This window comes from Rhizomicrobium sp., assembly GCA_037200045.1.
GTDB lineage: Bacteria > Pseudomonadota > Alphaproteobacteria > Micropepsales > Micropepsaceae > Rhizomicrobium.
In genome coordinates this window covers 1,034,682-1,048,184 of the sequence record JBBCHM010000001.1, presented here as the reverse complement: position 1 = coordinate 1,048,184, position 13,503 = coordinate 1,034,682, and the positions used below count along the sequence as shown (strand labels likewise).

Below are 13,503 nucleotides of genomic sequence, written 5' to 3'. Positions count from 1 at the left end.
CCGCGAGGCGTGGTCGCCAGGCATCGCCGCCGGGCGGCCGAAGGCGGCCTCAACGGACCGTGTAGCCGGTGACCGAAGTTTAAGTGCCGCGCAACTTGCGGGCCGGGGGACATTTCTCTAAGCAAACCCTCGATTTCCGCACCCCGGGCGCCATGATCGAGATCGAGGGACTGACCAAGCGTTTCGGCGCCCATACCGCCGTCGCCGGCCTGTCTTTGCGGGTCGCCAAGGGCGAGGTCCTGGGCTTCCTGGGGCCGAACGGCGCCGGCAAGTCCACCACCATGAAGATGATCACCGGCTTTCTCGCGCCGGATGCCGGCCGCGCCGTGGTCTGCGGCCACGATTTGGAAACCGACGCCCTCGCCGCCCAGGCCTCCATCGGCTATCTGCCCGAGGGCGCTCCGGCCTATGGCGACATGACGGCCCGGCAGTTCCTGACCTTCATCGCCGAGATCCGCGGCTTCAAGGGCGCCGAGGGCAAGGCCAAGGTCGCCATCGCGGTCGCCAGGACCGAGCTCGAAGGCGTGCTCGACCAGCCGATCGAGACGCTGTCCAAGGGCTTCAAGCGCCGGGTCGGGCTGGCGCAGGCGATCCTGCACGATCCGCCGGTGCTGATCATGGACGAGCCGACCGACGGGCTCGACCCCAACCAGAAACATTCGGTGCGCACGCTGATCCGCGGCATGGCCAAGGAAAAGGCGATCATCGTCTCGACCCACCTGCTCGAAGAGGTCGAGGCGATCTGCACCCGCGCGGTGATCATCGACCGCGGCCGGATCGTCGCCGACGGCACGCCGGCCGAATTGCTGGCGCGCTCGCGCTACCACAACGCGGTGACGCTGACCCTGCCGGCGGCGCAGCGCGAGGCGGCGGTGGCGAAGCTCCAGGCGCTCGCCTCGGTGTCCGCGGTGGAGGCCGCCGCGCGCGACGACGGCATGGCGGAGATCACCGCCTTCCCGAAGATCGGCGCGCTCCCCATCGAGGACGTCAGCGCGCTCGCCGTGCGCGAGAATTGGGACGTGAAGGAATTATACGCCGAGGCGGGGCGCCTGGACGAAGTGTTCCGCGCCATCACCACGCATGACGCCAAGCGCCAGGCCGTCGCATGAACCAGGTCTGGCCGATCTTCAAGCGAGAATTCGCCGCCTATTTCGCGACGCCGCTGGCGTATGTCTTCATCGTGATCTTCCTGTTCGCGATGGGCACCTTCACCTTTTATGTCGGGCGTTTCTACGACAACAACATCGCCGACCTGTCGGTGTTCTTCGGCTATCATCCCTGGCTCTATCTTTTCCTGGTGCCGGCCATCGCCATGCGGCTGTGGGCGGAGGAGCGGCGCACCGGCACGATGGAGCTGCTGCTCACCCTGCCCGTGCCGCTGTGGGCGACGGTGGTCGGCAAATATCTCGCGGCCTGGGCGTTCATCGCGGTGGCGCTGGCGCTGACCTTCCCGATCTGGCTGACGGTCAATTATCTCGGCGATCCCGACAACGGCGTGATCGTCGCCTCCTACATCGGAAGCCTGTTGATGGCCGGCGGCTATCTCGCGATCGGCGCGGCGATCTCGGCGACCACGAGCAACCAGGTCATCGCCTTCGTGGTGACGGTGGTGGTCTGCTTCCTGTTCACCATCGCCGGCGCGCCTTTGGTGCTCGACTTCTTCCGCGGCTGGGCGCCGCTGGTGCTGGTCAACGCGGTCTCGTCGTTCAGCTTCCTCACCCATTTCACCGCGATCAGCCGCGGCGTCATCGACCTGCGCGATCTGGTGTTCTTCGTCACGCTGATCGCGCTGTTCCTGACCGCCAATGTCGTGGTCGTCGACCTGAAGAAGAGCGGTTGAGACGATGAAGCCGCTGTCCCGCCGGATCTATGCCGTCGCCGCGCTGGCGCTCGCCGTCGTGATCTTCGTGTGCGTCAACATCGCGGCCGACACCGCGATCACCACGGCGCGGCTCGACCTCACCCAGACCGGCCAGTTCACCCTGGCGCAGGGCACGCGCAACATCGTCGCTTCCATCCCCGAGCCGATCACGCTGAAATTCTACTTCTCCAAGAAGATCGCCGCCGACTACGCCCAGACCCAGGCCTATGCGACGCGGGTGCACGACCTTCTGGAGGAATACGCCTCGATCAGCCACGGCAAGATCCTCCTCAAGACCGTCGATCCCGAGCCGTTCACCGCGGCGGAGGACGAGGCGACGGCGAACGGGCTGTCCGGCGCGCCGACCGACAGCGGCGACACGGTCTATTTCGGCCTGGTCGGCACCAACCGCATCGACGGCAAGGAGACGATCCCCTACTTCAGCACCGAGCGCGAGCAATATCTCGAACTAGACCTGACGACGCTGATCTATCACCTGATCCAGCCGCAGAAGCCGGTGCTCGGCATCCTGTCGAGCCTGCCGCTCGACACCGGCGCGGGCGGCGTGCAGGCGGCGATGCAGGGCAACGCGCAGCCCTATGCGATCTATTCCGAGCTTGCCCAGACCTATGCGACGCAGATGCTCGATCCCGCCGCGGATCGCATCCCGCTTGGCGTCTCGGTGCTGATGGTGGTGCATCCGACCAATCTGAGCGCGGCGGCGCTCTATGCCATCGACCAGTTCGTGCTGAAGGGCGGCCACGCGCTCGTCTTCGTCGATCCGAACGCCGAGCTGGCGCAGGCCGGCGGCGGCATGGACCCGCGCGGCGGCGGCAATCCGACCTCCGACCTGCCGCAGCTTTTCCATGCCTGGGGCGTCGGCTACTCGCCGGCCAAGGTGATCGCCGACCGCGAACTGGCGCAGCGCGTGCAGGTCTCCGCCGATCCGCGCAACCCGGTGGCGAGCTATCCGATCTGGCTTCACCTGACCCAGGCCGATTTCGACGCCAAGGATCCGGTCACCGCCTCGATGCAGACGCTGAACCTCGCCAGCGTCGGCGCGCTGCATCCGCTCAAGGGCGCGACCACGACCTTCCTGCCGCTGGTCATCTCTTCCGACCAGGCCTCGCTGGTGGACGTGGAATCCATCCGCTTCAATCCTCGCCCAGAGGATCTGCTGGCGGCGATCAACCCGACCGGCGAGCACTTCATCATCGCGGCCCGCGTCACCGGCGCCGCCAAGACCGCCTTCCCCGCGGGACCGCCCGCGCCGCTGACCGCCGCCGGCCAGCCGCCGCCGGCGCCACTGCCGCCGCAGGTCAAGGACTCGGCGGGACCGATCAACGTCATCGTGATGGCCGACGCCGACATCTTCGACGACCGTTTCTGGGTGCATACGGACAATCTCTACGGCAAGCGCGTCGCCGCGCCCTTCGCCGACAACGGCGCCTTCGTGCTGAACGCGATCGAGAACCTGTCGGGCTCGAGCGATTTGATCTCGCTGCGCACCCGCGCCACCAACGACCGGCCGTTCGTCGTGGTCAAGCGCATGCAGGCCCAGGCCCAGGCCGATTTCCAGGCTGAGGCCGAAGCCTTGCAGGCCCAGATGACCGCCGTGCAGCAGCGGCTGCACGATCTTGAACAGGGCGGCGGCGCCAACCCGACCAACGCGCAGGGCCTCTCCGCCGCGCAGCAGGCCGAGATCGACCGCTTCAAGAAGCAATTGGTGGATATCCGCACCCGGCTGCGCGACGTGCAGCACCGCCTGCGCAAGGACGTCGACACGCTGGGCGACATCCTGGCCTTCGTGAACATCGCGCTGGTGCCGCTGTTCGTGGCGGGCTTCGCGATCCTGCTGGCGGTGCTGCGCCGCCGGCACCGCGCCCGCGCGATGGCGCAGTGAGGCCGCGATGGACCTGAACCAAATCCTCGCCGATCCCCGCCGCCGCACCCTCGCGGTGCTGGCCGCCTTGGCCCTGGTGAGCCTGCTGCTCGCCATCGCCGCGCTGTGGCAGGAATCGAGCGAAGGCGCCGCGCCGGCACAGGCCGAATTCCTCCCCGGCTTCGCCGCCCATGAAAGCGAGGCGGCGCGCATCCACATCGGGTCCAAGAGCGGCGCCTTCGATGTCGTGCTGGGTCCCGAAAAGGGCTGGGTCGTGCGCCAGCGCAACGACTATCCGGCGTCGATCGAGCTGGTGCATCGCACGCTGGTCGGGCTGGGCGCGCTGCGCACAATCGAGCCCAAGACGGCGCGGCCGGACTGGCTCCATTTCCTGAACCTGGACACCCCGCCGCAGGGCGACGGCGTCCTGATCGCGGTCAGCGACGACAAGGGCCGTCCGCTCGGCGCCGTCATCGCCGGCAAGAGCGAGGACATCGGCGATGCCACCGGCGCGACCGGACTGTTCGTGCGCCGCCCCGGCGAGAACCAGAGCTGGCTGGCGCGCTCGGTCATGGATCCGCGCCCGGCGATCTCGGACTGGCTCGACAAGCATGTGATGGACGTCGACCGCGCCAGCATCCGCGAAGTCGACGCCGATCCGACCGATGGCCCCTCCTTCGTCGTCTCCCGCGCGCGGCCGAGCGATCCGGACTTCACCCTGGCGGACATCCCCGCCGGCAAGGCCGTGAGCGATCCCACGGTTCCCGACGGCGTCGCCTCCGCCGTGGTGGATTTCGGTTTCGACGACGTGCGCCCCGCCCGCGAGCTGGATTTCAACGACCCCGCCAAGGCGTCGCGGCTGGTCACCAAGACCTTCGACGGCCTGGTCGTGACCGTGCACGTCGTCCAGACCGGCGCGGATTACTGGGCCCAGGTTTCGGCCGAAGCGCTGGCGCCTAGCACACAAGACGCCGCAAAAGAAGCGGCGGCGATCAATGCGCATGCCTCCGGATGGGCGTATAAACTGCCGGCGTTCAAGGGTCAGCTTTTCATGACGACGCTCGATAGCCTGCTCAAGCCGCCGCCGGCCCCGCCGGCTCCCGCCCAGCCATGACCGCCGAAGCCGCCGCCGTTCCGGGGACCGCCGAGGCGGTGCCGCTGTTCCTGCGCGACTGCTGGTACATGGGATGCCTCTCCGAGAAGATCGCCAAGGCCGGCCTGCGCCGCGAGATGATGCTGGGCGAGCCGGTGCTGATCGGGCGCGGCCGCGACGGCGTGGTGTTCGCGATGAAGGACATCTGCCCGCATCGCGGCGTGCCGCTCTCGGCCGGCAAGGTGCTGGCGGACAACACGGTCGAGTGCCCCTATCACGGCTGGCGCTTTCGCGGCGACGGCGTGTGCGCGGCGATCCCCTCGCTGGTCGGCGGCGAGCCGATCGAGGCCTCGAACATCAAGGTGAAGTCCTATCCGGTGCGCGAGCAGGACGGGCTGATCTGGGTCTACATGGCGGCGCCCGGCCGCGAGACGGCGCCGCCGAAGAGCGAGCCGCCGCGCGTCGGCGTGCCGGACGCCCGCCCGCGCTGGCACGAGAGCCAGCTCTTCCATTGCGGCATCGACCACGCCGTCATCGGCCTGATGGACCCGGCGCATGCGCCCTACGTCCATGGCCGCTGGTGGTGGCGGGTGCGGCCGAAGGAGAAGACCAAGAACTACGCCCCGCTGGCGACCGGCTTCGTGATGACGCGGCACAAGCCGACCAAGCCGATGTACGGCATCCTGGGCGCCGACGTCTCGACCGAGATCACCTTCGAACTGCCCTCGATCCGCTTCGAGAACATCGTGGGCACGCTGTTCGGGCGGCGCATCGCCGTGGTGGGGCTGACCACCTGCACGCCGCGCGACGCCGACACCACCGAGGTGACGCAGATCTTCTACTGGCCGGCCTGGCTGGGCTTCATCAAGCCGTTCTTCCTGGCGCTGGGCCCGACCTTCCTGGGCGACGACCGCCGGATCGTGGAGCTCCAGAAGGAGGGATTGAAGTTCAATCCGCCGCTGATGCTGATCCAGGATTCGGACATGCCGGCGATGTGGTACCACCGGCTGAAGAAGGCCTGGGCCGAATCGGTCGCGACAGGCGCGCCCTTCGTGAACCCGGTAAAGCCACGGACGCTGCGCTGGCGGAGTTAAGGAAACTCCCTCGCCCCCACGAAGTGGGGGAGAGGGCGGGGTGAGGGGGCGGCAAAGCGAAGCGGCGAACGCGCCTTCCTGCGCAACGGCATCTGCAAAGCACACGATCCACAGCTTCCCGCGCTGAAACGCCCCCCCACCCTACCCTCTCCCCCTGCGGGGGAGATGGAATGCGATTCACGAGGGTTGCCCCCACCCCGACTCCTCGCTAAACGGTCCCCTTAACCTGCAATCCGGCCGCCTCGAAGCGCACTTCCGCGCCGGCCCGTTTGCGCGCGCGAGAGACGATGCCCAAACGCCAAGACATCCACACCGTCCTGATCATCGGCGCGGGGCCCATCGTCATCGGGCAGGCCTGCGAGTTCGACTATTCCGGCGTCCAGGCCTGCAAGGCGTTGCGCGCCGAGGGCTACCGCGTCGTGCTGGTGAACTCCAACCCCGCCACGATCATGACCGACCCCGGCATGGCGGACGCCACCTATATCGAGCCGATCACGCCGGAATTCGTCGAGAAGATCATCGCGCGCGAAAAGCCCAACGTGCCGGAGGGCCGGGTATTCGCGCTGCTGCCGACCATGGGCGGGCAGACCGCGCTCAACACCGCGCTCTCGCTGCGCAAGCGCGGCACGCTGGAGAAATACGGCGTCGAGCTGATCGGCGCCAGCGCCGACGCCATCGACAAGGCGGAAGACCGCGAACTGTTCCGCAACGCCATGATCAAGATCGGCCTCGAAGTCCCCAAGGGCGTCACGCTGAAGGGCGAGCTGCGCCACAAGAAGGACCCTTATGGCGAGTTCATGTTCGACTCGCGCGGCGCGGCGATCATGGAACTGGCCGCCGAATCCGCCGCGCGGGTGAAGGACGCGCTGACGCTGGTCGGCCTGCCGGCGGTGATCCGGCCGTCCTTCACGCTCGGCGGCACCGGCGGCGGCATCGCCTATAACCGCGAGGAATTCTACGAGATCGTCGCCCAGGGGCTCGAAGCCTCGCCGACCAACGAGGTGCTGATCGAGGAATCGGTGCTCGGCTGGAAGGAATTCGAGATGGAGGTGGTGCGCGACAAAGCCGATAACGCCATCATCATCTGCTCCATCGAGAACGTCGATCCGATGGGCGTGCACACCGGCGATTCGATGACCGTCGCCCCCGCTTTGACGCTGACCGACAAGGAATATCAGCGCATGCGCAACGCCTCGATCGCGGTGTTGCGCGAGATCGGGGTGGAGACCGGCGGATCGAACGTCCAGTTCGCAGTCAACCCGCAGGACGGCCGCATGGTCGTGATCGAGATGAACCCGCGCGTGTCGCGCTCCTCGGCGCTGGCCTCGAAGGCCACCGGCTTTCCCATCGCCAAGGTCGCGGCCAAGCTCGCGGTCGGCTATACGCTGGACGAGATCACCAACGACATCACCAAGGTCACGCCGGCCGCGTTCGAGCCGACCATCGACTATGTCGTGACCAAGATCCCGCGCTTCGCTTTCGAGAAATTCCCCGGCGCCGAGCCGCTGCTCACGACCTCGATGAAATCGGTCGGCGAGGCGATGTCCATCGGCCGCACCTTCGCGGAATCGCTGCAGAAGGCGCTGCGCTCCATGGAGACCGGGCTGACCGGTCTGGACGAGATCGAGCTGGCCAACGATCCCAACGCGATCCGCGCCGCGCTCGGCCGCGCCACGCCGGACCGGCTGCGCCTGGTCGCCCAGGCGATGCGGCTGGGCTTCGCGATGTCGGAGATCGAGCGCATCACGCGCTACGATCCCTGGTTCCTCGGCGAGGTCGAGGCCATCGTCGCGATGGAAGAGACGGTGCGGCACACCGGCCTGCCGACCGAAGCCTCCGCGCTGCGCCTGCTCAAGCAGATGGGCTTCTCCGACGCGCGGCTCGCGAAACTGACGGGCAAGACGGCCAAGGAGGTACGCGCGGCGCGCATCGCGCTCGGCGTGCATCCCGTCTTCAAGCGGATCGACACCTGCGCCGCGGAATTCGCCGCGCTGACGCCCTATATGTACTCGACCTATGAGACGCCGTTCGGCGGCGCCGCCGAGTGCGAATCCAAGCCGACGGACAAGAAGAAGATCATCATCCTGGGCGGCGGGCCCAACCGCATCGGCCAGGGCATCGAGTTCGACTATTGCTGCTGCCACGCGGCGTTCTCGTTGTCCGCCCGGGGCTACGAGACCATCATGATCAACTGCAATCCCGAGACCGTGTCGACGGATTACGACACCTCCGACCGGCTCTATTTCGAGCCGCTGACGGCGGAGGACGTGCTGGAGATCGTGCGCATCGAGCAGTCCAACGGCACGCTCGCCGGCGTGATCGTGCAGTTCGGCGGCCAGACGCCGCTCAAGCTCGCCAACACGCTGGTCGAGGAAGGCGTGCCGATCCTGGGCACCAGCGCCGACGCCATCGACCTCGCGGAGGACCGCAAGCGCTTCCAGGTCCTGCTCAACGAGCTCGGCCTGCGCCAGCCGCGCAACGCCACCGCGCTGACGGCGGAAGACGCCATCGCGGCCGCGCGGACCATCGGCTATCCGGTGATCCTGCGCCCCTCTTACGTGCTCGGCGGACGCGGCATGGTGGTGTGCGCCGACGAGGCGAGCCTCAAGACCCAGGTGCAATCCGGCGAGCTGTTCCGCATCAGCGGCGACAATCCCGTGCTGATCGACGGCTTCCTGCACCACGCCACCGAAGTGGATGTCGACGCGATCTGCGATCACGACGGCCAGGTCTTCATCGCCGGCATCATGGAACATATCGAGGAAGCCGGCGTGCACTCCGGCGATTCCGCCTGCGCTTTGCCGCCTCATTCGCTGAAGCCGGAGACGGTGCGCGAGATCGAGCGGCAGACCGTGGAGATGGCCCGCGCGCTGAAAGTCCGTGGCCTGATGAACGTGCAATACGCCGTACAGGGCGACGACATCTATGTCCTCGAAGTGAACCCGCGCGCCAGCCGCACCGTGCCGTTCGTCGCCAAGGCGATCGCGCTGCCGGTCGCGGCCATCGCGGCGCGGGTGATGGCGGGCGAGAAGCTCGCGGCGTTCGACTTGACGCCCTCCAAGTCGCCGCATGTCTCGGTCAAGGAAGCGGTGATGCCCTTCGCGCGCTTTCCCGGCGTCGATCCGGTGCTGGGACCGGAGATGCGCTCCACCGGCGAGGTGATGGGCCTGGACGCGAGCTTCGGGCGCGCCTTCGCCAAGAGCCAGATCGGCGCCGGCCTCAAGCTGCCGCTGTCCGGCAGCGTCTTCATCTCGGTGCGCGACGCGGACAAGGCGCACGCGGTCGGTCCCGCCCGCCAGATGATCGCGCTCGGCTTCGACATCGTGGCGACGCGCGGCACCGCCGACGCGCTGGAAGCCGCCGGCGTTCCGGTCAAGCGCATCAACAAGGTGCTGGAGGGGCGCCCGCATGTCGTCGACGCGATGAAGAACGGCGAGATCCACCTCGTCTTCAACACCACCGACGGCTCGCAGGCGCTCGCCGATTCGATGTCGATCCGGCGCACCGCGCTGACGCTGAAAGTGCCCTACTACACGACCATGGCCGGCGCCGCCGCCGCCGCCGAAGCCATCGCCTCGCTGCAGCACGGCGAGCTCGATGTGCGGCCGCTCCAGAGCTATGCCTGACCTGGGGTTGTGCGGTGGCCTTGAAGTCGCCCTCTTCCGATCCTACACTTTGCGTGTTGGCGCCCCCGTTTGGGACGAGTTAATCAAGGCGTAACAAGGACTTAAGGAAACCTCCTTAACCTCCGCGACCGGCCAATCCGCGAGAAGCGGGTCCGGGCGGAGCTTTATTGTCGATTGCAGGACGACGTGACATGGAACGCATTCCGATGACCGCCGCGGGCTACAAGGCCCTCGAAGACGAGGTGAACCACCTCAAGAACGTCGAACGCCACGAGATCATCAAGGCGATCGCGGAAGCGCGCGCCCATGGCGATCTGTCGGAGAACGCCGAGTATCACGCCGCCAAGGAGCGCCAGAGCTTCATCGAGGGCCGCGTGATGGAGCTCGAGGACCAGATCGGCCGCGCCGAGGTGATCGACGTCTCCAAGCTGAGCGGCGCCACCGTGAAGTTCGGCGCGACCGTGACGCTGGTCGACGAGGATTCCGACGAGAAGCGCAAATACCAGATCGTCGGCGACGTGGAGAGCGACGTGAAGCGCGGCAGGATTTCGCTGTCCTCGCCGATCGCGCGCGCCCTGATCGGCAAGGGCAAGGGCGACACGGTGGAAGTCACCACCCCCGGCGGCGCGCGGTCGTATGAGATTTTGAAGGTCGAGTTCGTTTAGAGTCTCGAGCCAGAAGTTCACCCCACTCGGTGTCATCCGCCGCGAATGCGGCGGACCCAGCTGAAATCTGCACCGCCGCAGCAGATTTCAACTGGGTGGCCCGCAGTCGCGGGCCATGACACCTTTGTTTTGAATTCAGCGAACTTCTGGTTCAGGACACCAGAGTCCGAACCGTTAGAGCCACATCTCCCGGCGGCCAAGGCCGCCGGGAGTGCGATCCGGGCGATCAGGATTTCTCGCCGAAGAAGATGCCGGCGATTCTTCCGTCTTCCGTCAGCGGCGCGATTTCCCATTCCGAGCGGGCGTTGCGGAACGTCACGACGTAGACGTCCATCCCGTCGCGGTTGACGCCGGTGAAGGCGACCGATTGCAGCGGTCCCCACTTCGTCAGCTTCGCTTGCAGGGCCGGCAGCATCTGGCGCGTGCCCGCGGCGAGGACCGGAACCATCTTGTCGTAGTCAGGCCGGCCGTTCGCCAAACCCTCGATGTCGTGGCGCAGCGCCGCTTCGGTTCCGGGACTCGGTACGTTGGCGGCGATGCGGCGTGCCAGGCCGGCTTCCGCCTCTTTGCCGATGGCGTCGTCGATGCGTGCGGCATGCTGCTCCTCGCCGCTCTGGTGCAGCACCATTTCCGTCGCCTGCCCGGCGGCGTCGGTCGCGAAGCTGAATTGCGCGGGCAGCGAAAGCCCCTTGAGGAAGAATTTGCTGTCGCTCTCCGGATACATCCGCACGGAGTCTCGCCGATGACGCCTTCGAAATAGCGGTCGCCGTCGCGGCTGATGTGGAAAATCAGGTTCGACGCCATGCGATAGTAGCCGGCATAGCGGTCGAACGCGCGCGGGTCGATCGAAACCTCTTTGCGCGGCAGCGCCTGCTCGGCGAGATTGCGCGCGACCTCGGCCGGCGTACCGCCTTCGGGCGCCGCCGTCGCCAGGCCGCAAAGCACCGGCGTTGCGAGCGCCGCGGCGGCGAGCGCGCCCAGCAGGAATTTCCGTGCCCATTCAGGCGAAAGATGCGTTTGTTTTCCATGATCGTCTCCATCCTTTTCTTGAGGTTTGCGCCTGACACACCGGCCGCGCAGGCAAGCGGTAAACTCAGATAGAAGCGGCAGATCTTGAGGATGCCCTCGCATAGGCGTGCGGATCGTTGCCCTCGGCCAACACGCTTTCATCGCAGGCGTGCTCGCGTTCCGCGACCAGTCTCGCGCCCAGCCACCACACCAAAGGGTGGAACCAGAACAGCGCCTCCACAGCATGTGCACCGCGCCCGTCAGATTGTCCCGGCGGCGCAGATGGCAAAGCTCGTGCGCCAGGACGGCGCGCGTCTCCTGCGGCGACAGATGGGTTGCGATCCCGCGCGGCATCAGAAGCACCGGCTTCCAGATTCCGACCAGGCCGGGCTCCAGCGAAAGTGTGCAAGCCCTGACCGGCACCGGCGTGGGAATCGCCAACTCCATCGGCGCGCCGATGCTCGCGCGCAGGCGCAGCCAGCGCAGCAGCCAGACCGCCAGCACCGCCACGGAGCCCAACGCCCACAACGCGAGCAGCCATGGCGCGATATCCGGACCGCCATCGGACAGGACCGGAAGAGACGACGCGGCGACGAACGGCCGCGTCGCGGGCTGCAGGACGAACAGCATCGGCGACAGCGCCGGCTCGGCCGCGCACGCAAGCGCTCGCCCAGCGCGGCGAGCAGCGAAAACGGCACCAGGAATTTGAGCGAGGCGGCGAACCACAGGCCATGGCGGATGGCCGCGCCGTGGCCGCGGAAGGCCAAGGGTGAGCAACCCCACGGCCGCCGTGAACAGCGTCGATTGCCACAGATGATCGAGCAGCATCGCCATCATTTGCGCTCGCTCCGCTTGGCCAGATCGCGCAGCAGCTTTTCGGCTTCCTGCACGTCGTCCAGCGTCAGCTTCCCGGTCTCGACCAGATGCGCCATGACGGGCTGCATCCGCCGCCGAACATCTCCAGGAATTCATCCACCAGCCGCGCGCGTACCGCGCCGCGAGAGATCAGGGCCTCGAAGATATGCGCGTTGCCGATCTTGCGGCCCCGGCGCAGCGCCTTCTTGGCCTCCAGCCGATAGATGAGGGTCTGGACGGTGGTGTAGGCGGGACGCTTGCGTTCCGGAAAGCGTTCGAGCACCTCGCGCACCGACAGGGCGCCGTGCGTCACAGCGCCTCCATGATCTGAAGTTCGAGCTTGCTGAGCTTTATCTGCGCCATCGCGGTCATCCGTCAGAACTACTACATGTGTAGTAGTAATTACTACAGGATGTTCGAGGACGCAAGCGCCGCCCGCCGGACTCCGCCCCAGCGTGGCGATTGTCAGGCCCGCCGCGCGACCAATGCGTCGGGATAGGCCAGCCGGTAGCGCGCATAATACGGCACGGTGGTGCGGAACCGGCGCGGATTGAAGCTGTCCTGGCTCATGAGACCCCGGCTTTGCTTTGGCTCCGGGCACCTTATACTAGGCGACGCTGCTAGGGCTTTCGAATCATGGCCAATATCGCGCTCGTGGACGACGACAAGAACATCCTCGCCTCGGTCAGCATGCTGCTCGAGCAGGAGGCTATCACGTCCGCACCTTCTCGGACGGCGCCTCGGCGCTCACCGCGCTGTCGGCCAATCCGCCCGATCTCGCCATCCTGGACATCAAAATGCCCCGGATGGATGGTCCTGGAACTGCTGCGCCGCCTGCGCCAGACGGCCGACCTGCCGGTGATCTTCCTCACCTCCAAGGACGAAGAGATCGACGAATTGATGGGCCTGAACGCCGGCGCCGACGATTACATCCGAAAGCCGTTCTCGCAGCGCCTGCTGCTGGAGCGGGTGAAAGCGGTGCTCCGCCGCGCCGAGGGCAACAAGGGCATCGCGCCGGGGCCGGAGGGCAAGAAGGAAGCGCTGGTGCGCGGCAAGCTGGCGCTCGATCCGCAGCGCCACGAATGCACCTGGGACGGCAAGGCGGTGCGACTCACCGTCACCGAATTTTTGATCCTGCAGGCGCTGGCGCAGCGGCCGGGTTTCGTGAAGAGCCGGGACAGCCTGATGGATGCCGCCTATGACGACCAGGTCTATGTCGACGACCGCACGATCGACAGCCACATCAAGCGGCTGCGCAAGAAGTTCAAGGTGGTGGACGACGATTTCGACGCCATCGAGACGCTCTACGGCGTCGGCTATCGATACCGGGAGGGCTGAAAGTAGCGGCGCTCATGCCCATTCCCCTCTCGGTGTCATGGCCCGCGAATGCGGGCCACCCAGATGACGACGGCATGGACC

Annotated in this window: 11 protein-coding genes; 9 read left to right on the top strand and 2 right to left on the bottom strand. The window is 66.9% G+C overall.

Features of this window, described 5'->3' with window-relative positions; all coding sequences use genetic code 11:
• Positions 1–152: 152 nt before the first annotated feature.
• The 7 genes from WDM86_04625 (at position 153) to greA (ending at position 10,221) form a co-directional block, all read left to right on the top strand.
• On the top strand, positions 153–1,109 hold the full coding sequence (locus WDM86_04625; GenBank protein ID MEI9989303.1) for an ABC transporter ATP-binding protein: 957 nt from the start codon (positions 153–155) through the stop codon (positions 1,107–1,109).
• Positions 1,106–1,840 (top strand): ABC transporter permease, encoded by a 735-nt coding sequence (locus WDM86_04620; protein ID MEI9989302.1) that lies wholly within the window; start codon positions 1,106–1,108, stop codon positions 1,838–1,840. The genes WDM86_04625 and WDM86_04620 overlap by 4 nt, the downstream gene beginning before the upstream one ends.
• A gap of 4 nt (positions 1,841–1,844) precedes the next feature.
• On the top strand, positions 1,845–3,764 hold the full coding sequence (locus WDM86_04615) for a Gldg family protein (GenBank protein ID MEI9989301.1): 1,920 nt from the start codon (positions 1,845–1,847) through the stop codon (positions 3,762–3,764).
• Between the two features lie 7 nt (positions 3,765–3,771).
• Complete coding sequence (locus WDM86_04610) at positions 3,772–4,857, top strand: DUF4340 domain-containing protein (protein ID MEI9989300.1); 1,086 nt, start codon at positions 3,772–3,774, stop codon at positions 4,855–4,857.
• On the top strand, positions 4,854–5,930 hold the full coding sequence (locus WDM86_04605) for an aromatic ring-hydroxylating dioxygenase subunit alpha (protein ID MEI9989299.1): 1,077 nt from the start codon (positions 4,854–4,856) through the stop codon (positions 5,928–5,930). Before WDM86_04610 ends, WDM86_04605 begins: the two co-directional genes overlap by 4 nt.
• A 287-nt stretch (positions 5,931–6,217) precedes the next feature.
• A complete protein-coding gene (gene carB, locus WDM86_04600) occupies positions 6,218–9,556 on the top strand; it encodes a carbamoyl-phosphate synthase large subunit (GenBank protein ID MEI9989298.1) in 3,339 nt (1,112 codons plus the stop codon).
• 191 nt (positions 9,557–9,747) lie between these two features.
• Complete coding sequence (gene greA / locus WDM86_04595; protein ID MEI9989297.1) at positions 9,748–10,221, top strand: transcription elongation factor GreA; 474 nt, start codon at positions 9,748–9,750, stop codon at positions 10,219–10,221.
• Between the two features lie 226 nt (positions 10,222–10,447).
• Here the strand turns inward: greA and WDM86_04590 are convergent, their stop codons facing one another.
• Entirely contained in the window at positions 10,448–10,951 is a 504-nt protein-coding gene (locus tag WDM86_04590) for a hypothetical protein (protein MEI9989296.1), read from the bottom strand.
• Between the two features lie 50 nt (positions 10,952–11,001).
• Between WDM86_04590 and WDM86_04585 the strand changes: the two genes are divergently transcribed.
• On the top strand, positions 11,002–11,322 hold the full coding sequence (locus WDM86_04585; protein ID MEI9989295.1) for a hypothetical protein: 321 nt from the start codon (positions 11,002–11,004) through the stop codon (positions 11,320–11,322).
• An 808-nt stretch (positions 11,323–12,130) separates the two neighbouring features.
• Here WDM86_04585 and WDM86_04580 read toward each other — a convergent pair.
• Entirely contained in the window at positions 12,131–12,397 is a 267-nt protein-coding gene (locus tag WDM86_04580; GenBank protein ID MEI9989294.1) for a BlaI/MecI/CopY family transcriptional regulator, read from the bottom strand.
• A gap of 497 nt (positions 12,398–12,894) precedes the next feature.
• On the opposite strand from WDM86_04580, the gene WDM86_04575 reads away from it, so the two are divergent.
• The gene (locus WDM86_04575) at positions 12,895–13,422 is read left to right on the top strand and encodes a response regulator transcription factor (GenBank protein MEI9989293.1); all 528 of its coding nucleotides are present in this window, start codon (positions 12,895–12,897) and stop codon (positions 13,420–13,422) included.
• The last annotated feature ends 81 nt before the right edge of the window (positions 13,423–13,503 follow it).

Coding starts and splice junctions, on each gene's coding strand:
- WDM86_04625 (MEI9989303.1), top strand. CDS start 153: ATGATCGAGATCGAGGGACTGACCAAGCGTTTCGGCGCCCATACCGCC.
- WDM86_04620 (MEI9989302.1), top strand. CDS start 1,106: ATGAACCAGGTCTGGCCGATCTTCAAGCGAGAATTCGCCGCCTATTTC.
- WDM86_04615 (MEI9989301.1), top strand. CDS start 1,845: ATGAAGCCGCTGTCCCGCCGGATCTATGCCGTCGCCGCGCTGGCGCTC.
- WDM86_04610 (MEI9989300.1), top strand. CDS start 3,772: ATGGACCTGAACCAAATCCTCGCCGATCCCCGCCGCCGCACCCTCGCG.
- WDM86_04605 (MEI9989299.1), top strand. CDS start 4,854: ATGACCGCCGAAGCCGCCGCCGTTCCGGGGACCGCCGAGGCGGTGCCG.
- carB (MEI9989298.1), top strand. CDS start 6,218: ATGCCCAAACGCCAAGACATCCACACCGTCCTGATCATCGGCGCGGGG.
- greA (MEI9989297.1), top strand. CDS start 9,748: ATGGAACGCATTCCGATGACCGCCGCGGGCTACAAGGCCCTCGAAGAC.
- WDM86_04575 (MEI9989293.1), top strand. CDS start 12,895: ATGGTCCTGGAACTGCTGCGCCGCCTGCGCCAGACGGCCGACCTGCCG.